The 25,069-nt window shown below is 65.4% G+C and carries 25 protein-coding genes; 7 read left to right on the top strand and 18 right to left on the bottom strand.

Annotated features, from left to right (window positions below; genetic code table 11):
- Positions 1–22: 22 nt before the first annotated feature.
- The 5 genes from AB5S05_RS14845 to AB5S05_RS14825 all read right to left on the bottom strand — a co-directional run bounded on the left by AB5S05_RS14845 (position 23) and on the right by AB5S05_RS14825 (position 5,820).
- On the bottom strand, positions 23–751 hold the full coding sequence (locus tag AB5S05_RS14845) for an amidotransferase (protein WP_369288292.1): 729 nt from the start codon (positions 749–751) through the stop codon (positions 23–25).
- 147 nt (positions 752–898) lie between these two features.
- Positions 899–1,444, bottom strand: a complete 546-nt coding sequence (locus AB5S05_RS14840; protein ID WP_369288291.1) for a hypothetical protein — start codon at positions 1,442–1,444, stop codon at positions 899–901.
- 203 nt (positions 1,445–1,647) lie between these two features.
- Positions 1,648–2,106 carry a hypothetical protein gene (locus tag AB5S05_RS14835; RefSeq protein ID WP_369288290.1) on the bottom strand — a complete coding sequence of 153 codons (459 nt, stop codon included), beginning with the start codon at positions 2,104–2,106 and terminating at the stop codon, positions 1,648–1,650.
- A gap of 183 nt (positions 2,107–2,289) precedes the next feature.
- Positions 2,290–4,434, bottom strand: a complete 2,145-nt coding sequence (locus AB5S05_RS14830; protein WP_369288289.1) for a 3-hydroxyacyl-CoA dehydrogenase NAD-binding domain-containing protein — start codon at positions 4,432–4,434, stop codon at positions 2,290–2,292.
- Between the two features lie 180 nt (positions 4,435–4,614).
- Entirely contained in the window at positions 4,615–5,820 is a 1,206-nt protein-coding gene (locus AB5S05_RS14825) for an acetyl-CoA C-acetyltransferase (protein ID WP_369288288.1), read from the bottom strand.
- Between the two features lie 403 nt (positions 5,821–6,223).
- Between AB5S05_RS14825 and AB5S05_RS14820 the strand changes: the two genes are divergently transcribed.
- A complete protein-coding gene (locus AB5S05_RS14820) occupies positions 6,224–6,394 on the top strand; it encodes a hypothetical protein (protein ID WP_369288329.1) in 171 nt (56 codons plus the stop codon).
- Positions 6,395–6,804: 410 nt separating this feature from the next.
- Here AB5S05_RS14820 and AB5S05_RS14815 read toward each other — a convergent pair whose 3' ends face one another.
- The 8 genes from AB5S05_RS14815 to AB5S05_RS14780 all read right to left on the bottom strand — a co-directional run bounded on the left by AB5S05_RS14815 (position 6,805) and on the right by AB5S05_RS14780 (position 14,888).
- On the bottom strand, positions 6,805–7,602 hold the full coding sequence (locus tag AB5S05_RS14815; protein ID WP_369288287.1) for a transglutaminase family protein: 798 nt from the start codon (positions 7,600–7,602) through the stop codon (positions 6,805–6,807).
- Positions 7,599–8,549, bottom strand: a complete 951-nt coding sequence (locus AB5S05_RS14810; RefSeq protein ID WP_369288286.1) for an alpha-E domain-containing protein — start codon at positions 8,547–8,549, stop codon at positions 7,599–7,601. The genes AB5S05_RS14815 and AB5S05_RS14810 overlap by 4 nt, the downstream gene beginning before the upstream one ends.
- Before the next feature lie 11 nt (positions 8,550–8,560).
- A complete protein-coding gene (locus tag AB5S05_RS14805) occupies positions 8,561–9,970 on the bottom strand; it encodes a circularly permuted type 2 ATP-grasp protein (protein ID WP_369288285.1) in 1,410 nt (469 codons plus the stop codon).
- A 217-nt stretch (positions 9,971–10,187) separates the two neighbouring features.
- Positions 10,188–10,895, bottom strand: coding sequence for a type 1 glutamine amidotransferase (locus AB5S05_RS14800; protein ID WP_369288284.1), 708 nt, complete (start codon positions 10,893–10,895; stop codon positions 10,188–10,190).
- Between the two features lie 124 nt (positions 10,896–11,019).
- Positions 11,020–11,361, bottom strand: coding sequence for a ribonuclease E inhibitor RraB (locus tag AB5S05_RS14795; RefSeq protein WP_369288283.1), 342 nt, complete (start codon positions 11,359–11,361; stop codon positions 11,020–11,022).
- Between the two features lie 376 nt (positions 11,362–11,737).
- Complete coding sequence (locus AB5S05_RS14790; protein WP_369288282.1) at positions 11,738–12,499, bottom strand: SDR family oxidoreductase; 762 nt, start codon at positions 12,497–12,499, stop codon at positions 11,738–11,740.
- Positions 12,500–13,429, bottom strand: coding sequence for an alpha/beta hydrolase (locus AB5S05_RS14785; protein ID WP_369288281.1), 930 nt, complete (start codon positions 13,427–13,429; stop codon positions 12,500–12,502).
- Positions 13,413–14,888 (bottom strand): flavin-containing monooxygenase, encoded by a 1,476-nt coding sequence (locus AB5S05_RS14780; RefSeq protein ID WP_369288280.1) that lies wholly within the window; start codon positions 14,886–14,888, stop codon positions 13,413–13,415. Before AB5S05_RS14780 ends, AB5S05_RS14785 begins: the two co-directional genes overlap by 17 nt.
- A gap of 202 nt (positions 14,889–15,090) precedes the next feature.
- On the opposite strand from AB5S05_RS14780, the gene AB5S05_RS14775 reads away from it, so the two are divergent.
- From AB5S05_RS14775 to AB5S05_RS14765, 3 genes are all read left to right on the top strand, one after another.
- Complete coding sequence (locus AB5S05_RS14775; RefSeq protein ID WP_369288279.1) at positions 15,091–15,378, top strand: sll1863 family stress response protein; 288 nt, start codon at positions 15,091–15,093, stop codon at positions 15,376–15,378.
- A 113-nt stretch (positions 15,379–15,491) separates the two neighbouring features.
- Positions 15,492–15,962, top strand: a complete 471-nt coding sequence (locus tag AB5S05_RS14770) for a sll1863 family stress response protein (RefSeq protein ID WP_369288278.1) — start codon at positions 15,492–15,494, stop codon at positions 15,960–15,962.
- A 152-nt stretch (positions 15,963–16,114) separates the two neighbouring features.
- A complete protein-coding gene (locus tag AB5S05_RS14765) occupies positions 16,115–16,627 on the top strand; it encodes a MauE/DoxX family redox-associated membrane protein (protein WP_369288277.1) in 513 nt (170 codons plus the stop codon).
- 21 nt (positions 16,628–16,648) lie between these two features.
- On the opposite strand, the gene AB5S05_RS14760 is transcribed toward AB5S05_RS14765, so the two are convergent.
- Positions 16,649–17,227, bottom strand: coding sequence for a TetR/AcrR family transcriptional regulator (locus tag AB5S05_RS14760; RefSeq protein WP_369288276.1), 579 nt, complete (start codon positions 17,225–17,227; stop codon positions 16,649–16,651).
- Positions 17,228–17,339: 112 nt separating this feature from the next.
- On the opposite strand from AB5S05_RS14760, the gene AB5S05_RS14755 reads away from it, so the two are divergent.
- On the top strand, positions 17,340–17,777 hold the full coding sequence (locus tag AB5S05_RS14755) for a hotdog fold domain-containing protein (protein WP_369288275.1): 438 nt from the start codon (positions 17,340–17,342) through the stop codon (positions 17,775–17,777).
- 76 nt (positions 17,778–17,853) lie between these two features.
- Here AB5S05_RS14755 and AB5S05_RS14750 read toward each other — a convergent pair whose 3' ends face one another.
- The 4 genes from AB5S05_RS14750 to AB5S05_RS14735 form a co-directional block, all read right to left on the bottom strand.
- Positions 17,854–19,011 (bottom strand): trans-sulfuration enzyme family protein, encoded by a 1,158-nt coding sequence (locus tag AB5S05_RS14750; RefSeq protein ID WP_369288274.1) that lies wholly within the window; start codon positions 19,009–19,011, stop codon positions 17,854–17,856.
- Between the two features lie 49 nt (positions 19,012–19,060).
- Positions 19,061–20,431, bottom strand: coding sequence for a pyridoxal-phosphate dependent enzyme (locus AB5S05_RS14745; protein WP_369288273.1), 1,371 nt, complete (start codon positions 20,429–20,431; stop codon positions 19,061–19,063).
- Positions 20,432–20,521: 90 nt separating this feature from the next.
- Positions 20,522–22,600: an LTA synthase family protein gene (locus AB5S05_RS14740; protein ID WP_369288272.1), complete on the bottom strand. Its 2,079-nt coding sequence runs from the start codon at positions 22,598–22,600 to the stop codon at positions 20,522–20,524.
- A 4-nt stretch (positions 22,601–22,604) separates the two neighbouring features.
- The gene (locus AB5S05_RS14735) at positions 22,605–23,465 is read right to left on the bottom strand and encodes an SMP-30/gluconolactonase/LRE family protein (RefSeq protein ID WP_369288271.1); all 861 of its coding nucleotides are present in this window, start codon (positions 23,463–23,465) and stop codon (positions 22,605–22,607) included.
- A gap of 199 nt (positions 23,466–23,664) precedes the next feature.
- Here AB5S05_RS14735 and AB5S05_RS14730 point away from each other — a divergent pair, with 199 nt between their 5' ends.
- Together AB5S05_RS14730 and AB5S05_RS14725 are read left to right on the top strand one after the other, a co-directional pair.
- On the top strand, positions 23,665–24,552 hold the full coding sequence (locus tag AB5S05_RS14730; protein WP_369288270.1) for a DNA-3-methyladenine glycosylase family protein: 888 nt from the start codon (positions 23,665–23,667) through the stop codon (positions 24,550–24,552).
- A gap of 4 nt (positions 24,553–24,556) precedes the next feature.
- On the top strand, positions 24,557–25,060 hold the full coding sequence (locus tag AB5S05_RS14725; protein ID WP_369288269.1) for a methylated-DNA--[protein]-cysteine S-methyltransferase: 504 nt from the start codon (positions 24,557–24,559) through the stop codon (positions 25,058–25,060).
- The last annotated feature ends 9 nt before the right edge of the window (positions 25,061–25,069 follow it).

The following is a 25,069-nucleotide window of genomic DNA, read 5'->3' as shown; positions in this document are numbered from 1 at the left end:
CACCGGGCACGGGGCCACGCGACTAAAGATCCAGGCCGGAACGCCCGTGGGCGACGAAGCGCATCATCCATTCTCCGACCGTGTGGCCCTGGTGCTCATGCTGCAGGCTTTCGATGGCGCGCTGATAGGCCGGCTCGCCAATGTGCTGCTGGCGAATTTCCAGCAGTTCCTTGGAATAGTCGTGGACGAATTCAGGGTGGCCCTGGAAGCACAGCACCTGGTCGTCGATGCAGTACGCGGCAATCGGACAGAAGTCACTGGAGGCCAGCAAAGTAGCGTTCTCCGGCAGGCTGGTGACCTGGTCCTGGTGGCTGATCAGCAGCGTCAGCTCCTCCAGCACCGGCTTCATCCACGCCGGCTGATGGGCCAGACGATAGCGGTGGGTGCCGACACCCCAGCCCTGTTCGGCTCGCTCGGCCTTGCCGCCCAGCAGCAGCGCCAGCAGTTGGTGACCGAAACAGATGCCCAGCAACTTGTCGCCCCGGGCATAACGATCGAGCAGGTAAGTCTTGAGGGTCTCGATCCACGGGTCGCTGCCGAAGGAGTCGGCCTTGCTGCCGGTCACCAGATAGGCGTCGTAATGCTCGCTATCGGGCGGATAACTGCCCTCCATCACGTTGTACACGGTGAACTCGGCGGGGATAGGCTGACGGGCGAACAGCTGCTCGAACATACGGCCATAGCCGTGGTATTGATCGACCAACTCGGGGCGGAGCACGTCGGTTTCCAGAATGCAAATCTGCAGCGGCATGGGGCGATACCTGAAACACGGGGTAATGACATTGACAGACTTCAAGCCTGCCTGCGGCGGCGCGGCAAGGCAAGCGCCAGCATCGGCCGCAAAGCAAAAGCCCGGCATGGACAGCCGGGCTTTGCCGAGACGGGCGCCAGTGTCATCTTACTCTACCGCCGCAGCCTCGCTCTCTGCAGCACCGCCATCGTCGACGCTGCCGTCATCTCCCGGGCCCTCTGCGGCGCCATCGTCGGTGCTGCCCTCATCGCTGGTGCCCTCGTCGGTTCCCTCTGTTTCGCCGTCATCCTTGCTGCTGGAGGCGAAGGCATTCTGCAGGCCGAAAGCGGCCGCCAGCGCCGCCGGCGTGGTGGACACCACCGACATTGCCTTGGCCAGGCCGGTCGTATCCTTGGACTTCGCCGCCTCCGAGGTCGCGGCGCCATGGCCGGCACTGGCACTCACACCCTTGCCTTTGCCGCCGACCCCACCGTCGGCATGGCCGCGACCGCCACCGACACCAGCACCGTGACCGCCGCCATGACCGCCACCGTTTCCGCCACCATTGCCACCATTGCCACCGCCACCGCCACCGCCACCGCCACCGCCTTTAGCGTAGGCCGAGTCGACCAACAGGTTCAGCTGCGGCATCGCCACGGAGGACAGCATCAGGGCAAAGAATGACAGCTTTATCAATGATTTCAGTTTCAGCATGGACAACTCTCCAGGGTGCGACAAGCCAACCCACTGCTAGCAGAGCGAGTACGTGCTAGCAGTGTAGCCCGGCCGCCATGGGAGCCTGTCACAAGCAGGCGGAGCGTCATGGGCAAAATCCGGCCTGCTTCACACTGCGGAAAACCGAACAGACGAATGGCGCCCAAACGCCTGCGCAACGACGCGCTTCGCGCCGGCTCGATTCAGGGATCGATGCGCTGATTGCTCTTGGCGCAATGCCGATCCGCGCCCTGCGCCGACGACTGCCCCGCGAGTTGCGCGGTGCAGGCTGCCAGGCTGGATGCCTTGCTGATCTGCAGGGCCGAGGACACCGGGTCCACGGAAATCAGGTAGGCGAAGTCGTAGCGCATGCTGTCATGCCAGGAATCGATGTTCAGTGCGCTGGTCACGCAGCGGTATGAGGCCTGGGCGGTGAAGCCCTTCATCCTGTCCCGCCTGAGAATGTGGTGGTAGCTCAGCCAGTCGTTATCGCGCTGCCCCTGCCGCCAGGCTTGCGCGCAGCTCTGCAGGTCGGTGATGGCCGGCTCGTGCAGAAAGATCGTATTGGCCAGGTTCGAGCCACCCAGCGTCAAGGTGGCCATCAGGTAGACCCTATCCTGCGCGGCAACGTCGAGGGATGAAAGTAACAGCAGGCAGAGCAATCCTTGCTTCATGAACAGTTTCCAAGGGCATGATTTGGCGGGCGATCATAGCGGTCGGCAGGCCGTGAGATAAGGCCTTCCGGGAATTTTCTGGGCACGAGCGGCGCGGGCGGCACGGCAAGGGCGCCCGTCTCACCCAGCAACAGGCGCCTGGTGAGCCGGGTTGCCCAGCGCTCGCGCCGGCTAGAACGCCTCGCTCCTGGCTGCCATCTCCAGCAGCAGCGCCGGCGGCAGGAAGCGCTCGCCATACTGCTCGGCCAGGTACTGGGCGCGCGCGACGAAATCCCGGATGCCGTACTGGTTGATGAACTGCAGCGCCCCGCCGGTCCAGGCGGCGAAGCCGATGCCGAAGATCGAGCCGATATTGGCATCGGCCACCGACTCGAGCACGCCCTCCTCCAGACAGCGCACCGTCTCGATGGCCTGGACGAACAGCAAGCGGTCACGCACGTCCTGCGCAGCTATCTGCGCGTCGGCTTTTTCGAAACGCACCTTCAGCTCCGGCCACAGGTGCTTCTTGCCGCCCTGAGGGTAGTCGTAGAAGCCGCCGCCGGCCGCCTTGCCCGGGCGTTTGTACTCATTGAGCATCAGCTCGATCACCGCAAATGCCGGATGCGATGGCAGGCGCTTGCCCTCTGCAGCCAGGTCTTTGAGGGTCTGCTGGCGTATATGACTCATCAGGCTCAACGACACTTCGTCGCTGATCGCCAGCGGTCCGACCGGCATGCCGGCTTTGCGCGCCTCGTTCTCGATCAACGGCGCCGCGACGCCCTCGCCGAGCATGGCGATGCCTTCGTTGGTGAAGGTGCCGAACACCCGCGAGGTGAAGAACCCCCGGCTGTCGTTGACCACGATCGGCGTCTTCTTGATCTGCATGACATAGTCGAAGGCGCGGGCCAGGCTTTCGTCGCTGGTCTGCTCGCCCCTGATGATCTCCACCAACGGCATCTTGTCCACCGGGCTGAAGAAGTGCAGGCCGATGAACTTGTCCGGCTGGCGCACCGCGCTGGCCAGGCCGGTGATGGGCAGGGTCGAGGTGTTGGATGCTATCAGCGCGTCACTCAATGCCGCACGCTCGGCGGCGGCGGTCACGTTGGCTTTGAGGTCGCGGTCCTCGAAAACCGCCTCGATGATCAGGTCGCAGCCGTCGAAGTCGGCCTCTCTGTCGGTGATCGATATCCGCTCGAGGAAAGCCGCGCGCTTCTCGGCACTCATATGGCCGCGCGACACCTTCTTGTCGAGCAGGCCAGCCGAGTAAGCCTTGCCCTTCTGCGCGGCCTCGAGCGAGACGTCCTTGAGCACCACTTCGATGCCGGCCGCCGCCGAGACATAGGCGATGCCCGCGCCCATCATGCCGGCACCGAGCACGCCGACTTTGCGGGTCTGGTAGGGAGGATGGCCTTGCGGGCGCGAGCCGCCGGCGTTGATTTCATTGAGCTGGAACCAGAAGGTGCCAATCATGTTCTTCGCCACCTGGCCGGTGGTCAGCTCGGTGAAGTAGCGCGCCTCGATGATCTGCGCGGTGTCGAAGTCAACCTGGGCCCCTTCCACCGCGGCACAGAGAATCTTCTCCGGGGCCGGGAAGCAGCCCTTGGTCTTGTCGCGCAAGACGCTCGGAGCGATGGCGAGCATCTGCGCCACATTGGCGCTCGATGGGGTGCCGCCAGGAATCTTGTAGCCCTTCTCGTCCCAGGGCTGCAGCGGCGCAGGATTGGCGGCGATCCAGGCTCGCGCCTTGGCCAGCAAGTCATCCCGGTCGCTGGCCAGTTGATGGATCAGGCCGGCCTTCAAGGCCGAGTCGGGACGCACCTTCTTGCCTTCGGCCAGATACGGCAGTGCTTTTTCCAGGCCGAGCAGGCGCACCATTCGCACCACACCGCCGCCGCCCGGCAACAGGCCGAGGGTTACTTCCGGTAGGCCAATCTGCACCCCAGGGCTGTCCAGGGCGATGCGGTGGTGACAGGCCAGGCAGATCTCCCAGCCGCCCCCCAGGGCCGCGCCATTGATCGCCGCCACCACCGGCTTGCCGAGGGCCTCAAGGCGGCGCAGTTGGCCCTTGATGCCGAGGATCATCTGGTAGAAATCATTGGCCTCGGCCTTGGTCACCTTGATCAGTTCGTTGAGATCGCCGCCGGCGAAGAAGGTCTTCTTCGCCGAGGTGATGATCACCCCGGCGATGGAGTCCTTCTCGGCCTCCAGGCGCTCGATGGTCTGCCCCATGGCCTCGCGGTACAGCGCATTCATGGTGTTGGCGCTTTGGCCGGGCATGTCCATGGTCAGGACGACGATGGCGTCCTGGCCCTTTTCGTAACGGATGGCGTCAGTCATTTTAATATTCTCTTCCCATTGGTCGGGGGGAGCGCTTCAGGGGCGTCACGCACGAAGGTCAGGCCGGGCCGCGTAGGCAAGGCGGAAATCATCCGGGAAGCGCAGGCTGCTAGTGCAAATGAGCATTCCCAAACGATTTCCAATGCCGCATGGCCGAGCACAGTAGCCCGTGACGGCTCCTTAGATTCGTTCGATGATGGTGGCAATGCCCATGCCGCCGCCCACGCAGAGGGTGGCCAGGCCATAGCGCAGCTGGCGTTTCTCCAGTTCGTCGAGCAGGGTGCCGAGGATCGCGCAGCCGGTGGCGCCCAGCGGGTGGCCCATGGCGATGGAGCCGCCGTTGACGTTGACCCGCTCCTCGCTCACGCCCATGTCCTTCATGAACTTCAGCACCACCGAGGCGAAGGCCTCGTTGACCTCGAACAGGTCAATGTCTTCGACCCGCAGACCCGCCTTGGCCAGCGCCTTGCGCGTCGCCGGCGCCGGACCGGTGAGCATGATGGTCGGGTCGGTGCCGGTGACCGCGGTGGCGACGATCCGCGCCCGTGGCTTGAGGCCCAGCTCGCGGCCCTTGGCCTCGGAACCGACCAGCATCAGCGCCGCGCCATCGACGATGCCGGAGCTGTTGCCCGGGGTATGCACATGCTCGATGCGCTCGACCTGGCTGTAGACCTGCAGAGCGGTGCTGTCGAAGCCCATGTGGCCCATCATCTCGAAGCTCGGCTTGAGCTTGGCGAGGCCATCGAGGGTGCTGTCGCCGCGGATGAATTCGTCGTGGTCGAGCAGGACGATGCCGTTCTGGTCGCTGACCGGCACCAGCGATTTGGCGAAGGAGCCATCGCGGCTGGCGCGCGCGGCTTTCTGTTGCGAGCGCAGGGCGAAGGCGTCGACATCGGCGCGACTGAAACCCTCCAGGGTGGCGATCAGATCGGCGCCGATGCCCTGCGGGGTGAAATGGGTATGCAGGTTGGTCGCCGGGTCCATCACCCAGGCTCCGCCGTCGGAGCCCATGGGCACACGCGACATGGACTCCACGCCGCCGACCACCACCAGATCCTCGAAGCCCGAGCGCACCTTCATCGCCCCCAGGTTGACCGCCTCCAACCCCGAAGCGCAGAAGCGGTTGAGCTGTACGCCCGACACACCGACGTCCCAGTCGGCCACCATGGCCGCGGTCTTGGCGATGTCGGCGCCCTGATCCCCTAGCGGAGTCACGCAGCCAAGCACCACGTCGTCGACCTGACTGGTGTCCAACTCATTGCGCGCCTGCCGGGCCCTGAGCAGGCCGGCGACCAGATCGACCGGCTTGACGCTGTACAGCGCCCCGTCCTTCTTGCCCTTGCCGCGGGGCGTGCGCACCGCATCGAAAATGAATGCTTCGGTCATGACCTGTTCGAACCTCCTGGGGAAGGGCTTGGTGGCGACCCGTGGGCAGCCGATCCGGCCAGCTGCCAGCTGTCGTTGCTTGACGCCTTTACCATACGCCCAGGCGCCCCGGGCTCAATGACCGAAGTGCTCAGGGCTATTGACCGGTGCGCTCAGACGAACGGCCTCTGCTGGCACTTTACCGTCTCATGACCGGGCGCAGCGTCTGGCTCAAGGGTTGCTCTCGAAAGGCACGGGACAACCGATAACCAGGGGTTCCAAGGCGCCCCAAATTAGCAACCAAGTCATCTAAAGCCCCCCCCATCCGCCCCCTAGAGTTACCCAGGCAGGATTCACGCAAACGCTATGAAAAAAGGGGTCGCCGCCGGGCTCTACCGGGGCGACATTCACAGGACACCAGGACGTGACGCTGTGGCCCGATAATTTTCTAGAGAACGGGCATTCGACGCCACATCAACAAGAAGAAAGGCAGATGGCCATGTTTAAACAGCCAAAAATCCGGCAAGCCAGCCTGATCGTGTTTGCCACCACAGTGATCCTCATTCTTCCCAACCTGACCCATCTGGTCGGCTGATTCGACCCTGGGTTGCCGCTGCCCCACCGCCCTTGCAGGGCGGTGCGCGCGGGCGCCAGCGCATCCCCAGCTATTGCCGGCGGCCTATACCGATGCTGGTGCTGATGCTGAGCGCAAGCTGCGGTCCGGCTTTGACCTGCTCCAGAGGTTCCGCCTGGCCAGCCACCGCCTCAACGGCACCAGTAACGCACGACCCGCTGCGGGCCCCACCGGGACCTCGCCGATGACTTGCTCGCCCACTGTGTCCGCGCACCGCAAGGCCTGCGTGGCTGGCCACAGGCAAGATGCCGGGGTGCGATATACCTGTGCTCAGGGATGCGCCTTTGGGCTGGCTGCTTGCCGACCTGCCCACCCGGCCGGACGCATCAGGCCGGCCCGCCTGCATGGCGCAACGCCTCTTTCGAGACCTGCTATTGCTCTTGCGGCAGCACAATGGATGAAACATCCACCCGCGCATGCATCTTCTCGCTGCCACCACCGCGGCGCATGCCACGCACCGGGCAGGCGTCCAGGTAGTCCAGGCCGACCGCCAGTTTCAGGTGGCGTTCCGGCTTGGCCAGGCAGTTGGTCACATCGAAGCTGTACCAGGCACCGTCCAGCCAGGCTTCGGCCCAGGCGTGACTGGCCAGATGCTCGTCGCTGTTGGTGAGCAGGTAACCGGAGACATAACGTGCCGGAATGCCCAGGCTGCGCGCGCAGGCGAGGAAGGCGTGGGCATGGTCCTGGCAAACGCCCTGGCGTCCGGCAAAAGCCTCGGCGGCGCTGGTCTCGGTCTCGGTGATCCCCGGCTCATAGCGGATGTGCTCATTCAGCGCCTGCATCAGATCGATCAGCCCGTTGCGGTCACGACGCTGCTCGCACAGTTGGTTGGCGAAGTCGCGCAGCGCCTGGTCCGCCTCGGTCAGGCGGGTGAAGCGCAGGAACGGCAGCGGCGACTGCTCGTCATGCTCGGCCTCGCGGCGCTCGTCTATCTCGACCTGGCCACGGGCGCCGATGACGATCGACTCGTGGGGTTCATCCAGGGTCAGCACATGGAGGATATTGCCGTAGGGATCCAGTTGCGCGCGCACCGCGCGCGGCAGATCGAGTTCCCAGCTGATCACATGCTGGCGCTCACTGTCATGCGGGGTCATGCGCAGGTATTGAATGCTCGCGCGCACCTGGTTTTCGTAGTGATAGGTAGTGTCGTGGCTGATGGAAAGTCTCATGCTACCTCCAGGTAGGACATTTGAATCGCTTGGCCAAGGTCACGGACCTGCAGGATGAAGTCGGTTAGCCAGGCATGCAGGCCCTCGTCCAGCACCTCCTCGATCCCGGTGTAGCGCAAGCGCGCCTCCAGTTCGGCCGCCAAGCGCTGAGCCGGACGGCCGTTATCGCCGGGCAGGCTGGCAAGCGTCAGATTGAGGTCGGCCATGCAGGCGCGCAGCGAGCGCGGCACCTCGGGGCGCAGCAAGAGCAATTCGGAAACCTTGCGCGTGCCCGGCGAGCCACGATAGATCTCGGCGAAGGCCTCGAACGAGGACAACGCACGAAGCAAGGCGCTCCATTGGTAATAACTGCGTGCCGGGCGACCGTCGACCTCGTCGATGTCCTCGCCGAGCATCTCGTAGCGCGCATCGAGCAGGCGCAGGGTATTGTCCGCGCGCTCGATAAAGGTGCCCAGGCGAATGAAGCGATAGGGGTCGCCGCGCATGATGGTGCCGGAAGTGGCGCCGTGGAACAGGTGCGAGCGCTCCTTGACCCACTCGCAGAAGCGGCTGATGCCGTAGCGTCCCAGGCCCTGTTCGGCGATGCCGCGGATCTCCAGCCAGGTGGCGTTGATGTTTTCCCACATGTCCTCGGTGATCCGTCCGCGCACCGCATGGGCATTGCTGCGGGCCGCCCCCAGGCAGCTGTAGATGCTGCCCGGGTTGTCGGCATCCAGGGCGAAGAAGTTGAGCATACGCTCGGCGTGCAACTGGCCGTGGCGCTCCATGTACTCCTCCAGGGTGCCGGTGATCAGCAGCGGCATGGCCAGTTCTTCCAGGCCGTCACCACTGCCGTCCTGCGGCATCAACGACAGCGAATAGCTGACGTCGAGCATGCGCGCCAGGTTCTCGGCGCGCTCAAGGTAGCGTGACATCCAGTACAGGTCCGAAGCAGTTCTACTCAGCATGACGCGACTCCTTAATCTTCGACCACCCAGGTGTCCTTGGTACCGCCGCCCTGCGACGAGTTGACCACCAGCGAGCCCTCGCGCAGCGCCACCCGGGTCAGCCCGCCCGGCACCAGGCGGGTTTCCCGGCCGGACAGGACGAAGGGGCGCAGGTCGATATGGCGCGGCGCGATACCGTTCTCGACGAAGGTCGGGCAGGTCGACAGGCACAGGGTCGGCTGGGCGATATAGGCCTCCGGCTTGGCGATCAGACGGGCTCGAAAGGTCTCGATCTCCGCCTTGCTTGCCGCCGGACCGACCAGCATGCCGTAGCCGCCGGAGCCCTGGGTTTCCTTGACCACCAGCTCCGACAGATTGGCCAGCACATGGGAGAGCTCGTCGGGCTTGCGGCACTGCCAGGTCGGCACGTTCTTGAGGATGGGCTCCTCATCCAGATAGAAACGAATCATCTCGTCGACATAGGGGTAGATCGACTTGTCGTCCGCCACGCCGGTGCCTATGGCGTTGGCCAGTACCAGGTTGCCCGAGCGGTAGGCCGACAACAGCCCGGGGACGCCAAGCATCGATTCGGGGTTGAACGCCAGCGGGTCGAGGAAGGCATCGTCCAGGCGCCGGTAGACCACGTCGACCTGCTTGGCCCCCGCGGTGGTGCGCATGTACAGCTTGTCGTCGCGCACGAACATGTCGGCGCCCTCGACCAGCTCCACGCCCATCTCGCGGGCCAGGAAGGCATGCTCGAAATAGGCGCTGTTGAAGCGACCCGGAGTCAGCACCACCACGTTGGGGTTATCCAGCGGGCTCGAACTCTTCAGGGTGTCGAGCAGCAGGTTCGGGTAGTGGTTGATGGGCGCGACCCGCTGGGCGGCGAACAGCTCGGGAAACAGGCGCATCATCATCTTGCGGTCTTCGAGCATGTAGCTGACACCGCTCGGCGTACGCAGGTTGTCCTCCAGCACGTAATAGCTGCCGTCGCCGTCGCGCACCAGGTCGACCCCGGCGATATGGGCATACAGGCCGCGGTGCAGGTCGAGGCCCTGCATGGCGATCTGGTAGCCCTCATTGGTCAGCAGCTGCTCGGCGGGAATCAACCCGGCCTTGATGATGCGCTGGTCGTGATAGAGGTCGGCGAGGAACAGGTTCAACGCCTGCACCCGCTGGATGCAACCACGCTCGACCACCCGCCATTCACTAGCGGGAATGCTGCGCGGGATGGTATCGAAGGGGATCAGTCGCTCGGTACCCTGCTCGTCCCCGTAGAGGGTGAAGGTGATACCGGCACGGTGAAACAGCAGGTCGGCCTCGCGCCGGCGCTGAGCCAGCAGTTCCTTGGGGGTTTCTTCCAGCCAACGGGCAAACTCCCGGTAGTGCGGGCGGACTGCGCCGCTTGCGTCGTACATCTCATCATAAAAGGTGCGGGCCATGCCTTACTCCTTGCTTCCCGGATGCAGCAAGCGGCTGCAAAGCCCGAGCCAGCAAAATTAATCCTTAATAATCAATCACTTGACCATAAAAAATCAGGTGATCGCACCATTAAAGGGCAAGACCGGAGCGTTCGTCTCGGTCATGCCCCTCGATGCAGCAGCACACCCTGAGGGGCTGTCGGCCACGTACGGGCCGCTTATTCGACACTGGCCTCTCTCAGTTCGCCGCCAGGCTCAACCAGTGCCGATAGAACCCCGCGGCCACTTGGTTCAGCGCCCGTACCTTGGCCGGCAGATCGTCGAGCATCTGCGCCAGGTTCTGCTGGCTGGACTGGCTGTCGTCGAGCAGATGCGACCAGTCGTCCAACCAGTTCCTCACCAACTCCTCGGTCATCTCCGGGTGACCTTGCAAGGCCAGGAGCTTGTCGCCCCAGGCAAAACCCTGATTCGCGCACCATTGGCTGCTGAGCAGCGGCTGGGCGCCCTCCGGCACGGCGAAGCTGTCGCCATGCCATTGAAAGATTGCGAACTCATTCGGCAGATGGCTCAGCCAAGGACTGTCGGTTGCACCCTCGACCGGTTTCAGCCACTGCCAACCACTTTCAGTGTAGGGCATGCGCCGCACCTCGGCGCCGAGGGCCTTGGCCAGCAGCTGCCCGCCCAGACAATGGCCGATCATGGGAATATCGCGGCGAATGAAGTGGCGCAGCGCCGCCACCTCCGTATTCAACCAAGGCAGAGGGTCGTTGACGCTCATGGGGCCGCCCATGATCGCCACGGCCTTGGGTCGATCCAGGTCGAATCCGTCCAACTCGCCAAGGTCGACGCGTAGCACTGTGAAATCGCGCTGAGCGTGGTCCAGCACCCTGCCCAGGTAGCCGGGCGGGCAGTAGTCGATGTGGGTCAGAATCAGGATATCGCTCATGGACACCTCCTTGACCCAGTGTGGGCCACAGCCGTGGTCCGGGTCGAGGCTCGAGAGCGACACTGTTGTACCTGTGCCCACCGACCAGCCGGTGGCTGGTCGGTGTCCTGCGCAGCGGCAATCGTCAAGGACGCAGGCCTTTCACCTCCTGGGTCACGCCCCAGCCATCCAGCTTGCCACCCAGCGGCGCCACGACCGACTCCAGGTCCTGCTCGAAGTCGCCAATGCCATGGTAGGTCGCGAACATCACTTTACTGACTTGCAGGTGCCAGGCGCCGTCATCACGCTCGGTCACCAGGGCATGCAGGGATTCGCCACGAAACTTGCTGGTTGCCATGCGGGCCCGCTCCTCATCCGGGAAAATGGCGTAGAACTCGATGGGATGAAAGCTGGCAAAGTCGAAGCCGCCCTCCTTCATCCGCCGCAATACTCCGCTGCTGACATCATCGTGCAAGGCTGTGCTCATGAAGTGACCTCCTCAGGCGATGGATGGATTACCCGCTTTCCCATTGCAACCGCCAGAACCTCGACGGTGTTGCGGCGCAACTGGCTGCGCCGCCCGAGAATCAAGCAAGGAACTGCTTGATGTGTCATAAGCCAGACCTGGAGCCAGGGCTGGTCGACGTAGCGCTATTCAGAGCAAATAACACAGAGCCGTCCCTTGCAGAGTAGCGCTGCCTGGCCGATTTGCCGAGCGGTGCGAGCGCATGCAGGCAAACCAGCGACCGGCGGCAGCCTGTCATCAGCCGCCGAACGCCCCAGCAGCACCATCCACCGCACCAAAAGCCCAGATCTTGCCGGTTATCGAAGCGGTTCGCTCGCCGTGGCCGTGTGTGCGCCGCTCAGTCGCGGCTGAGCCGGCGCATCACCAGGCGATTGAGCCAGGCCGGCGCGAGCTGCCCGGCCCAGTACATCAGCTTGAATCGCAGGCTCACCGGGCGGTGCAGCGTCGGTACCTGAGCCTGCTGCCAGACCGCCGCGGCGATGTCCCGGGCCTCCAGCTTGACGCCCAGACGCCGCAGCACAGGCGCCTCGAAATGCTGGCTGGCGAGCATGGGCGTGGCGACGAAGGGCGGCATCAGATCACCGACCCGGATGCCGTGCCTGGCCCACTCCAGCTCCAGCGCCTCGGTCAGCCCACGCACGGCGAACTTGGAGGCCGAATAGCTGGCCATGTGCGGCACCCCGTAGACGCCGGAGGCCGAGCCCATGTTGATCACCTGGGCGCCGGGCGTGACCTTCAGGTAGGCAAAGGCGGCGTGGGTCATGTTGAGCAGGCCGAGCAGGTTGACCTGGATGATCCGCGCGTGCTCGGCCGCCTCGATCTGCTCGAAATAGCCGCAGCGCAGCAGCCCCGCGCTATTGAACAGCAGACGCAGCTGGCCGCCATGCATGGCGCAGAAATCTGCCAGCGCCAACCGCGCGGCGGCCGGATCGGCGACATCCAGTTCGGCGTGCCAGACGCCCCCGAGTTCGGCCGCCAGTTCGGCCAGGGCGCTGTGGTTGATGTCTAGCAGGCCGACCTGCCAGCCGCGCCCGTGGAACAGTCGCGCCGTGGCGGCGCCGATACCCGAAGCGGCACCGGTGATCAGGATGTTGTTCACTCAGCAACCTCGCTCGCGCAGGAAAGCCGCCACGCGATCCAGGGCATCGTCCGCCGCCTGGAGGATGCCGGCATGGGCCTGGAACACATGCCAGAGCGCCGGATAACGCTCCAGACGCACCGTCACACCGGCACGGCGCGCCTTGTCGGCCAGACGCAGGCTGTCGTTGAGCAGCAACTCGTCCTCGCCGACCTGCAGCAGCAGCGGCGGTACTCCAGCCAGCTCGGCAAACAGCGGCGACAACCCCGGATCGCTGCGCGACAGCTGCACTGGGCAGTACAGCGCCACCGCCTGTTCGAGCCAGCGCGGATGCAGCAACGGATCGCCAGCCGCCGGCTGGTGCAACTGCTCGAAGGTGAAATCGGTGACCGGCGACAGGCACACCAGCGCCGCCGGCTGCGGCAGGCCCAGCTCACCCAGGCGCAGGCAGCTGATCAAAGCCAGGTTGCCGCCCGCCGAATCGCCGCCGATGGCGATCTGCCCCGGCGCATAGCCGGCCTCGAGCAGCGCTCGGTAGGCAGCCAGGGCGTCCTCACGCGCCGCCGGGTAGCGGTGTTCGGGCGCCAGGCGGTAGTCCAGGGCGCAGACCGCCAAGCCGCTGCGCCTGGCCAGGCCAGAGCAGATCCCCCGGTGGGTGTGCGGCCCGCCGATCACGTAGGCCCCGCCATGCAGGTAGAGCAGCACGCCGCCACTGCTGCGGGCCGGACGGTGCCACTCGCAGGGCCGACCGCCGAGGCTGCCAGTGGTTCGGCTCACCCCACGCAGCGGCGGGCCGAATGCCGTCAGCAGGTTGATCACCGCGCGCTGCCCGGCGATCGGCATCGGCGGGCGCACCAGGCCGCGAAACAACAGGCGCAGCGCGCCACGCAACAGCCCGCGGATCAGCGCCTGCTCGGCGGCTGGCGCGGTGAATTCAACGGGTGCATTCATAGTCGGACAGCTCCGGGGCGCGGGTCAGGCGGCGATAGGTGAAGGTATAGCCCGGCCAATTGTTGGTGTGCTTGCCCGAGGAGGTCTTGTACCAGCTGCTGCAGCCCTGGTTCCAGACCGTGTGCTGGATGCCGGCCTGGATTCGCTGGTTGTAGCCCCGCTGCACCTCGGGTTTCACGTCCAGGTAGCGCAGGCCCTGGCGTTGCATCGCCTCGATGCAACCGAGCACGTAGTCGAACTGGCTCTCCAGCATGTAGATGATCGAGTTGTGGCCGAGGTTGGTATTCGGCCCGTAGAGGATGAACAGATTGGGAAAACCGCTGACACTGATGCCCTTGTAGGCCTCGGCACCTTCGCGCCAGGCCCGCGCCAGCTCCAGGCCGTTGCGTCCGACGATACGCATCGGCGCGAGGAACTCGGTGCTGGCGAAGCCGGTGGCGTAGATCAGCAGGTCACAGGGATGCTCCTGGCCATCGACGGTCACTATGGCCCGTTCGCGCACCTCGGCGATCGCTTCGTCGACGATCCGCACATTGGCCTGGGCCAGCGCCGGGTAGTAGTCGTTGCTGATCAGGATGCGCTTGCAGCCCATCGGATAGTCCGGCAGCAGCTGGGCGCGTTTCTCCGGGTCGGCCATGCTCCGCGCCAGGTGGCGGCGAAAGCCCCACTGCAGCGGCTTCATCAGCCACGGCCAGGACACGAATGCCAGGGCCCGCGCTTCGTGGTGCAGGTACTTGAGCGCGCGGTCGAGGCGCTGCAGCCAGGGCCAGCGGCGCAGCGTCGCCAGCTCCCAGGCACGGTAGGCGCGGTCCGGCTTGGCGTTCACGTAGGCCGCCGAACGCTGGAACAGGGTCAGCTGCGCCACCTTCGGCTGCAGCTGCGGGACGAACTGGATCGCCGAGGCGCCCGTGCCGATCACCGCCACGCGCTGGCCGGCCAGGTCCAGTTCATGGCGCCAGCGCGCCGAGTGAAAGGCTTGCCCCTGAAAGCGCTCGATCCCGGGCAGCGCGGGAATGGCCGGGCGATTGAGCTGGCCGCAGGCGCTGACCAGCAGACGGGCGGCGAGCACCTCGCCATTGGCCAGACTGACCCGCCACAGCCCCGCCGGCTCGTCGAACACCGCCGCCATTACCTCACAACCGAAGCGAATGCGCGGGCGCAGCCGGTAGCGCTCCACGCACTCACGCAAGTACTCGAGAATCTCCGCCTGAGGCGCGTATTTGCGCGTCCAGTCGGTCTTGGGCGCGAAGGAGAAGGAATACAGGTGCGAGGGTACGCCGCAAGCCGCGCCGGGGTAGCTATTGTCACGCCAGGTGCCGCCGACCTCGCCGGCCTTCTCCAGCAACAGGAAATCGTCGATTCCGGCCTGTTGCAGGCGGATGGCCAGTCCCAGGCCGCCGAAACCGCTGCCGATGATCAGCACATGATGGAGCGCACCTGACGGGACACGCTTATGCATGGTTATTCACCCACGGCAGCCCCAGTCGATCGTCGCAACGCTCATCACAGTCCCCACTGAAAACCAGACTAGGCTTAGTTGTTGTCGACTTGGGGTCTTCCCGGGGCAGGGTCGACTTAAATCATTTAGCGATCTAGTTGCAACTTCACGCAAATGAGCAAGATACACAAGTGATTCAACTAAACACCAATGGGTAACCATCATGAGCAAGAAAGAGGCGTACGAGAAAAAGCAACAAGCGCAACTCGATGAAATCAGTGCGGAGATCGATAAGCTCAAGGCCAAGGCCAGTAAGGCAGAAGCCAGCGCCGAGATCGAATACCACAAGAAAATCGACGAACTGCGTGACCAGCGAGACGCGGCCCAAGCCAAGCTGGAGAAAATCAAGGCCTCAACCGAGGAGGCCTGGGAAGATCTCAAGACAGGCGTGGACAGCGCAGTAGACTCACTGGGCAAATCGATTAAATCGGCGGCCTCTAGATTCGACTAGGCATACATGGCTGAGGCTTCAGCCAAACGCTTGAATCAAATTGGCACTAATCCACGCCGCTCGCCATCAATATGCAACGAGTGGCAAATCAGTCGAGCCGAGGAGAACGAGCCATGCACCTGTCCACCTTCTTCAGGTCAGCCCTGGTATTGACGGCCCTTGCCATTGTCGGCGCTTCGCCGCTGAGCCTGGCTGAAACCACAGACGAAAAAGCCACACTGAGCGAGGTCAAACAAGAAGCCAAGGAGCTGATGCAGGCGATCAAGGCTTACAGCATCGAGCAGCGCGATGAAGCGATCACTCAGACGCGAATCGCACTGGACAAGATGGACAAACGCATCGACCAGTTGGAAAGCCGCGTCGATAAGCGCTGGGACACCATGAGCGCCGCCTCGCGACAAGAGACCCGCGCTGCCCTGAAAACACTCAGACAGAAACGCATCGAGTTGGCCGAATGGTATGGCGGCATGAAGGGCAGTACCGCCGATGCCTGGGAGGAAATGAAGAGCGGACTCCTCGAGTCCTACGCGACGCTGGGCGATGCCTGGGAGGATGCGCAGGAGGAATTCGAATCCGACGATTAGAACCGCGCCGCGGGGCAGTCGCGCACTCGAGGCCGCCCCGCGGACTGTGACGCTGAGCGCCCAGCCGCTCACACCCGCCGCAGGGTCCCAGCGCGCCCCTCCACCTGGCGGACAGCCAGCCAAGCGCCTCACTCCACCAGCAGGACAAGCCTATGAGTTCCTCTGACGCCAGCGAGAAAAAGCGCGGTAGCTCCTGGCAGGACTACCTTCCCCTGTTCGTCATCCTGGCTCTCGCGCTGCTTGCCGCCCTGGCCAAGCAAGCAGACTACGGCGACTGGCAGCCGGTCTCGTGGATGCAGGACTTCATGGGCTTCTTTCTGGTCGTGTTCTCGATGTTCAAGTTCTTCGACATGACCGGTTTCGCCGATGGTTTCCAGATGTACGACCTACTGGCCATGCGTTACAGAACCTACGCCTACCTCTACCCGTTTCTGGAGTTGGCACTGGGGCTTGGCTACCTGTCCCGGCTGGCACCAAACCTGGTGTATGCGGCCACCATCCTCATCATGGTGTTTGGCGCCGTCGGCGTGCTGCGCGCCCTGGCGAAGGGCCTGGACACCGAGTGCGCCTGCATGGGCACTGTCCTGCACGTGCCGCTCTCGACTGTTGCGCTGCTCGAAGACCTGGGCATGGCCGTGATGGCGGCTTTGCTGCTGATGGCCTGAATGCCGCAAACAAAGCCCAGCTCAGGCCCGCACGCTGTCCCAGGCCACCTGCGCCAGCAATTCGCGGCAGTCGACCAGTTCGCTACGCGTACGTCCGGCCAGCCAGTTGCGGGCGAGGTCGTGGGTCGGGCCGATGATCACCGAGCTGAAGCAATCGACCGGCATCGGTTTGAACAGGCCCTGCTCGCGGTAACCGGCCAGGGCCTGGAAGATGCGCGCATAGTGCTGGCGGTTGGCTTCGCGCAACTGCTCACCCAGCTCACTGGCCTCGACCCTGCCACGGTTGTGCAGGATGAATCGCGCCCAATCCGGGTTGGCCACCACCCAGTCGATATAGCTGGTGACCAGCAGCTTGATGCAGGCCTCGGCACCGCTCACTTCGGCAAAGCCGCGCTCGAGCAGTTCGGCGTATTGCGCCGTGCCCGCCAGGTAGAGCGCGGCGATGATGCGCTCCTTGTTGCCGAAGTGGTGGTACATACTGCCGATGCTGGCGCCGGAGCGATCGCGGATCATTTCGATGGTGGTGGCGTCCACACCCACCTCGGTAAAGCAGGCCAGTGCGGCCTGGAGTATTTCGTCTTTGCGTGACGGACGGGCCATGGGTTCCCCGGTCTCAACCTTATTAGAAAATTATTCTAGATTTATATTCTAGTCTTCGTATACTGCCCGGGCGCGCACTCACATTCAATCGACCCACTACCCGGAGTCAGCCATGAGCCAAATGCTGCAAATGTTCAACCAGGCCGGTGCCGCCCAGTTCAGCGCCATGATCGGTCAGGTCGCGCCCTACTTCGCCAGTATCGCCCCGCAGGTCGTCGAACTGCGTGCGGGCTACGCCGAAGTCACCTTCCCCAAGCGCCGCGAGGTGCTCAACCATATCGGCACCGTGCACGCCATCGCCCTGTGCAACGCCGCGGAACTGGCGGCCGGCACCATGACCGATGCGTCGATCCCGGCCGGTTGCCGCTGGATTCCCCGCGGCATGACGGTGGAGTACCTGGCCAAGGCCGATGGCGATGTCCGCGTGGTGGCCAATGGCGAGGGACTGGACTGGAGCGAACTGGGCGACCTCAAGGTGCCGGTGATGGCCTACGTAGGAGACAAGGCGGTATTTCGCGCCGACATCACCATGTACGTCAGCCCGCAGTGAACAGCACCGGGCCCGCACCAAGCGGGCCCGGTGTCACGGCACGCAGCGCTGGCCCGCGGCCGCCGACTACCCGGCCCTAGATGCCCACCGCCACCAGTGCCTGCTGCAGATCGCGGCGCAGGTCCTCGACATGCTCGATGCCGACCGACAGGCGCACCAGGTTGTCGCTGATGCCGATCTGCGCGCGGCGCTCGGCGGGAATGGAGGCATGGGTCATCTTCGCTGGCAGGCTGATCAGGCTTTCCACCCCGCCCAGGCTCTCGGCCAGGGTGAACAGGCGCACGGCTTCGAGAAAGCGCCGCGCACCCTCGCCATCGCTGGCCAGATACAGGCTAATCAGGCCGCCGGCACCGCGCATCTGCCGCCGCGCGAGGTCATGCTGCGGATGGCTGGGCAAGCCGGGATAGAGCACCGAGGCGACCTGGGGCTGGTGTGCCAGCCAGGCAGCCAGCTCGCCGGCATTGTCGACGTGACGCTGCAGGCGCAGGGCCAGAGTGCGCATGCCGCGCAGGCAGAGGAAGCTGGAGAAGGGATCAAGGATGCTGCCCACCGAGTTCTGCAAGAAGGCCAGTTGCTCGGCCAGCTCCCGGCGCTCGGCGATAGCCACCAGCCCGGCGATCACGTCCGAGTGGCCGTTGAGGTACTTGGTCGCCGAGTGCACGACTATGTCGAAACCGTGTTCCAGGGGTCGCTGCAGGTAGGGCGAAGCGAAGGTGTTGTCGGCCACCGTGAGAATGCCACGGTCGCGTCCCAGCTGGCCGACCTCGGCCAGGTCGCAGAGTTTCAGAGTCGGGTTGGTCGGCGTCTCGACCCAGATCATCCGGGTCTCGGGCCTGAGGGCGGCGGCCAGGGTGGCGGCGTCGGCATCGGCCGGCACATAGCTGACCTGCAGGCCGGCGCCGGGCTTGCGCACCCGCTCGAACAGGCGGTAGGTGCCACCGTAGAGATCGTCCACCGCGACCATATGGCTGCCGGCCGGCAACAACTCCAGCACTGTGGCGCAGGCCGCCAGGCCGGAGGCGAACGCATAGCCGTGGGCGCCGCCCTCCAGTTCGGCGATGGCCCGCTCCAGCGCCTGGCGCGTGGGGTTCTGGCTGCGCCCGTACTCGTAGCCGGCATGCACCCCGGGCGACTGCTGGCGAAAGGTCGAGGTCGCATAGATCGGCGGCATCACCGCACCGGTCCAGTCCGGCTCGTAGCCGGCGTGCACGCTCAGGGTCTCGAATTCGTTCATGCTGCCTCCTCTATCCGATCGACTTGCCGCTCGCAAGCACGCGGCCGAATCAGCGCAGGGTGCGGCGCCAGAAATTGAGTACATCGCTCTTGGTGATCAGGCCGAGGAAGCGGCCCTTGTCGACGATCAGGGCCACGTGGCCCTCGTCGAAGGTCTGCAGCAGCTGCTCGATCGGCACGTCCGGGTCGAGGGTCTGCAGCTTGCTGACCATGGCCTCGCGCACCGGCAGCTGGAAATGCTCGGGGGCGTCCTTGACCGCGCGCAGCAGGTCCCACTCATCGATCAGGCCGACCACCTGGTCGCCCTCCATCACCGGCACCTGGTCGATGTCGTGGAAGCGCATGCGCCCATAGACCGCCGCCAGGGTTTCGCCGGGCTTGCAGGTGACGGTGGTGCCTTCGTCGTAGCGTCGGGCGATCAGGTCGCGCAGATTGCCTTGCCTGGGCCGCTCGATCAGGCCCTGGTCGATCATCCAGTAGTCGTTGAACATCTTCGACAGGTACTTGTTGCCGCTGTCGCAGACGAAGGTCAGCACCCGCTTCGCTGTGCTCTGCTCGCGGCAGTAGCGCAGGGCCGCGGCCAGCAGGGTGCCGGACGAGGAGCCGGCCAGCACCCCCTCCTTTTGCAACAGCAGGCGCGCGGTGTGCAGGCTCTCGGCATCGCTGATGCGGTAGGCACGCTTGACCAGGGTGAAGTCTGCGATGGCCGGCACGAAGTCCTCGCCGATGCCCTCGACCAGCCAGCTGCCGGCCTCGCCGTAGGCGCCGGTCTCCACAAAATCGGCCAGCACCGAACCTTCGGGATCGGCCAGGACCATCTCGACCGCTGGCGCCACCCGCTGGAAGAAATGGGTCAGCCCGCCGAGGGTGCCACCGGAACCGACGCCGACCACCACGGCATCGAGCCGCTGCTCCATCTGCGCCCAGATCTCCGGCCCGGTGCCGCTCTCGTGGGCCCAGGCGTTGGCCGGGTTGTTGAACTGGTCGATGTAGAAGGCGCCGGGCATCTGGGCGGCGATGCTACGGGCCAGGTCCTGGTAGTACTCGGGATGGCCCTTGGCGACATCCGAGCGGGTCAGGCGCACCTCGGCGCCGAGGGCCTTGAGGTGGAAGATCTTCTCCCGGCTCATCTTGTCCGGCACCACCAGCAGCATGTGGTAGCCCTTCTGCGCGGCCACCAGGGCCAGGCCCAGGCCGGTGTTGCCGGCGGTGGCCTCGATGATGGTGCCGCCGGGCTGGAGCTGGCCGCTGCGTTCGGCCGCCTCGATCATGGTCAGGGCGATGCGATCCTTGATCGAGCCGCCGGGATTCTGGTTCTCCAGCTTGACGAACAGCTCGCAGGGGCCACTGTCCAGATGGGTCAGCGGCAGGATCGGGGTGTTGCCGATCATCTCGAGAATCGGGCTGGCGGACATGGGCATCGCCTCCTCTGCAGTGCCTTAAGTTATAGGCACTGCAGCTGCCGCGGGCCAGCCGCCTGGTCGGCTCGCGCGGCCTCGGCCCACGCCGGCTTAGCGGCTGTCGCGCACCCCCGCAGTGTTCTCCAGCAGGCTGCGGGTGGCGGTCTGCAGGAAGGCGTCGAGATCCTGCTGCAGCTGCGGGTCGATGGCCGCCGAGACCCGCTCGGCCCTGGGCGACGCGCCAAGCTGGTAGTCATACAGGCGCGGCTCGAAGCCCTTGGGCTGGATCAGGATTCGCTCGGGGGTGACGATCGCCACGGTCTGGTCGCCGCCCGAGGGCTTGATCACGCCGATGCCGCGGTCGCCGGCCGGCAGGTTGAGCAGGTCGCGGCCCCAGCACTGGTGGCGCACCTCGCCGCCGAGGCGGCCCATGATGGTCGGCACTATGTCGATCTGGGTGCCCAGGGTGTGGCTGACCGCGCCGAACTTCTCCTGTATGCCCGGGGCGATCAGCAGCAGCGGTACGTTGAAGCGGTACAGGTCCATCTCGGTGAGCTGCTCGGTGCTGCCGAAGCCGTGGTCGCCCACCACCACGAACAGGGTGTCCTTGAAGTACGGCGCCTGGCGCGCCTTGTCGAAGAACTGGCCGAGCGCCCAGTCGGCGTAGCGCATGGCGGTGAGGTGTTCGTTGGCCGAGCCGTGACCGCTCACCGGCTCCACCGGCAGGTTCTCCGGCAAGGCATAGGGGGTGTGGTTGGACAGGGTCTGCAGCAGCGCATAGAAGGGCTTGTCGCCATAGTTGCTGGCCAACTCGGCGGCACCACGGTCGAACATGTCCTGGTCGGACACGCCCCAGGTCGGGTCCATGAACACCGGATCGACGAAATCCTCGCGGCCGATGAAGTGGCTCATGCCCTGATTACTGAAGAAGCCCGACTGGTTGTCCCATTGGAAGTTGCCGTTGTAGACATACAGGTTGTCGTAGCCGCGGGCGCTGAGCAGTTGCGGCAGGCCGGAGAACTGGTGGGCGCCCTCGGGCATGCGCATCAGGTACTCGAAGCCCGGCAGGTTGGGGAAGCAGGCCATGGTGGCGAACATGCCCTGGTGGGTATGGGTGCCGTTGGAGAAGAAGCGGTCGAACAGCAGGCCCTGTTTGGCCAGACGGTCGAAGTTCGGGGTGATCCCGGCCGAGGAGCCCAACGCGCCGACGAAGTGGCCGGCGAAACTCTCCATCAGGATCACCACCACATTGCGCACCTTCAGGGTGCCGTCGGCTGGCGGGGTGAAATCGCGGCGGATGGCCGCGCTGTCGGCGTCGACCAGCTGGTCGTGGTCGGTCAGCAGCAGCTGGCGCACCCTTTCCAGCGCCTGCAACTTGGGCATGCTCGACTGCCAGGCGTTGTCGCGGTGCGAGGAGAAGCTGGCCATGGCCGCCGACGCCAGGGTCAGGGTGCCATTGAGGCCCAGTTGGTTGGCGAACATCGACTCGGTGGTGTAGGCATCGCCCCAGCGCAACGGCGGCCCCTGGCGCAGGTGGCCGCGGGCGGCGAGCACCGCCAGCAGCAGGCAGGCGACGAACACCGCGCCGCGCCAGTACCAGGCCGGTGACCGGTGGCCATGGCCGGCCGGCTTTTGCAGCGAGGTCCGCGGCCGGCTCAGCAGGTCCAGACGATTGAACAGCCGGGCCAGCAGCCAGGTGGCGAAGGCCCAGGCCAGCAGGTAGCGGCCGACCGGGAAGCCATGCCAGAGCATGCTCAGCACGGTGGCCGGATCCTCCTGGAAATACTGGAACACCAGGCTGTTGAGGCGCTGGTGGAACTCGCTGTAGAAATCCAGCTCGGTGACACCGAGAAACAGGGTGAGGCTGGCGAACACCGTCAGCCACAGGCGCTGCACCGCGCGCGCCGCCATGGCCCGCACGCTGAGCAGCGACAGCAGCAGCGGCGCACAGGCGAAGACCGCCAGGCGCAGGTCGAAGCGCAGGCCGTTGTAGAAGGCCTCGGCGAAAGCCGAGGCCGGCGTGCTGCCGATCAGCTCATGGTTGTAGGCCAGCAACGCGGCACGCAGCAGGCTATAGACCAGCAACAACGCCAGGACGCTGAGCAGGGTGAACAGCAGGTGGCTCTTGAGTGTGGGGTGGGACAAACGCGACGAGGACGACGGCGTGCTCAGGGCGTGCGCATGGGCCATGGGTTCAGGATCCGTTGGGTAGACGAGAGAGTTCGAGAATGCGGTTGCGCCCTTGTTCGGCCAGCAGGTAATGACCCGGCGTCCAGGCGATGATGGTCTGCACCGAGCGCAGGTGGTCGAGCACCACCTGCAGCTGCCCGGCCGGATCGAGCAGCAGCACCCGGGCCATGTGGGTGGCGTCCTCGGTGATCCACAGGCCCTCGTCGCTGCACAGCAGGAAACCCGGCTCATTGAGCCCGGCCTGCACCAGGCGGTCCTCGCCGCCGGCCCGCCACTGCTTGACCCAGCCGTGTTTCTTCTCGGTGTAGAACAGCCGGCCATCGGCACAGGCGGTAATCGCCTCGCCGCGATCCAGGCCCTCGCGCAGGGTCACTACCTCGCCAGTGGCCGGCTCGTAGCGCAACAGCCGGCCCTGCAGCTTGTCCTCGATGGCATACAGGTAGCGGCCGTCGCTGGCGATGCCTTCGACGCTGTCGCTGTCGAACAGCGCCTCGCTGTTGGCGCCGCGCAGCAGCAACACCGGCTGGCGCCCGCCTTCCTGCCCCACCACCAGGGCATCGCGGTACAGCGCCAGCCCGTCGGGCTTGGACAGGCCGCTCAGCACCGTCTCGAGGTGCCCGGAGGCGCCGAGCTTGAGGATGTCGCCCTGGCCATCGGCAAATTCCCGGCTGATGAACAGCTCGCCCCGCGCATCGCGCGCCAGGGCGCTGACCCGTTCGATATCCGTGCGGAACACCCGGTAGTCCCAACCCTCGCTCGCCAGCACCGGGTACAGATGCCGCCAGGCCGGATAGGCGGCCGCCGGAATGAGAGCGACGGCAAGAAACAGCATCACCCAGCGCGGGTACTTCTGATGCAAAGGCATGGGCATGGACTCCCGTCTTATTTCAACCATCCAGAATTCAGCGCCGCGAGTGTGCAAAAGCGAATGTGAAAATTCTGTCGAACGGGCTGCAGCAGCGGCGCCGGCGGAACGGCAGCGCCTGGCGGGATGTGCTGCCGGCGAGGATTTGAAAGTCAGTTTCGCGCTGACAAGGCGCGACCCGGGGGGTTATCGTCCGCCCATGACTACCGACCTGCCCCCCGCCGTCCTGCTGGCCTACCAGCCGCCCTGGGACTGGCAACAGTTCCACGACCACTACGTCCTGCGCGCCCTGGCCGGCGTGGAGCGCCTGAACACCAGCAGCTATGCCCGCAGCTTTACCCTGGCCGGCGTCAGCGGCTGGTTCCAGGTCAGCCCCGCACCCGGTCGGGATGCCCTGCAGCTGCGCCACAGCCACTCGGCCCAGGCCTGCCTGCCGCTGCTGATCCAGCGGGTGCGGCGGATGTTCGATCTGGACGCCGAACCGCTGCGCATCGCCGCGCACCTGGCCGGCGACCCGCAACTCGGGCCGCTGGTCGCACGCCATCCCGGCCTGCGCCTGCCGACTGCTTGCGACCCGTTCGAGCAAGCGGTGCGCGCCATCGTCGGCCAGCAGGTGACGGTAAAGGCGGCGGTGACCCTCAGCGGGCGCCTGGTCGAACGCCTCGGCGCATCCCTGCCAGCCGAGGGCATTATCGGCGTCGAGCGCCTGTTCCCCACCGCGGCGGCAATCGCCGACGCCAACCTCGACGGCATCGGCATGCCCGGCAAACGCGTGCAGTGCCTGCAGCACTTCGCCGGGCAGGTAGCCAGTGGCGCGCTGGACCTGGCCTCGAGCGACGCTGGCGAGGCGCTGATCGAACGACTGTGCGCGCTGCCCGGGATCGGCCCCTGGACCGCCGAGTACATCGCCCTGCGTGCCTTCGGCGCCGCCGACGCCTTCCCCGCCAGCGACCTGGGCCTGCTCAAGGCGCCGCTGTGGGGCGCAGACGGCATCGACGCCAAACGACTCAAGGCGCGCGCCGAGGCCTGGCGGCCCTGGCGCGCCTATGCGGCAGTACACCTGTGGCACAACTACGCGGGAGGATGAACCGATGTTCTATCGCTATCACCACAGCCCCATCGGTCGCCTGCTGCTGGCCGGCGATGCCTCTGGGCTGCAGCGGCTGCTGATGCAGATCGACGGCCAACCCTGGCAGATCGGCGAACACTGGCGAGCGGCCGCAACCGAACTGGACGAGCCCTGCCGGCAACTGGACGAGTATTTCGCCGGTCGCCGCCAGCGCTTCGAGTTGAATCTCGCGCCCCGTGGCACGGCCTTCCAGCAGGCGGTGTGGCAGGCCCTGCAGCATATTCCCTTCGGTCAGACCAGCAGCTACTGCGCCCTGGCCGCGCAGATCGGCCGGCCCAAGGCGGTTCGCGCGGTCGGCGCGGCCAACGGCGCCAACCCGCTCGCCATCGTCATCCCCTGTCACCGGGTGATCGGCCGCGACGGCAGTCTGACCGGCTATGCCGGCGGCCTGGTGCGCAAGGCCACGCTGCTAAGGCTCGAAGGCGCTCGCCTGGTCGAGCAGGGTGCACTGGCGCTGCAGCCCTAGTCGACCCGC

Source organism: Pseudomonas zhanjiangensis (genome assembly GCF_041027545.1).
GTDB classification, from domain to species: domain Bacteria; phylum Pseudomonadota; class Gammaproteobacteria; order Pseudomonadales; family Pseudomonadaceae; genus Aquipseudomonas; species Aquipseudomonas zhanjiangensis.
Note: the sequence above shows the minus strand (reverse complement) of the source record. Positions and strands in the feature narration are given on the sequence as shown.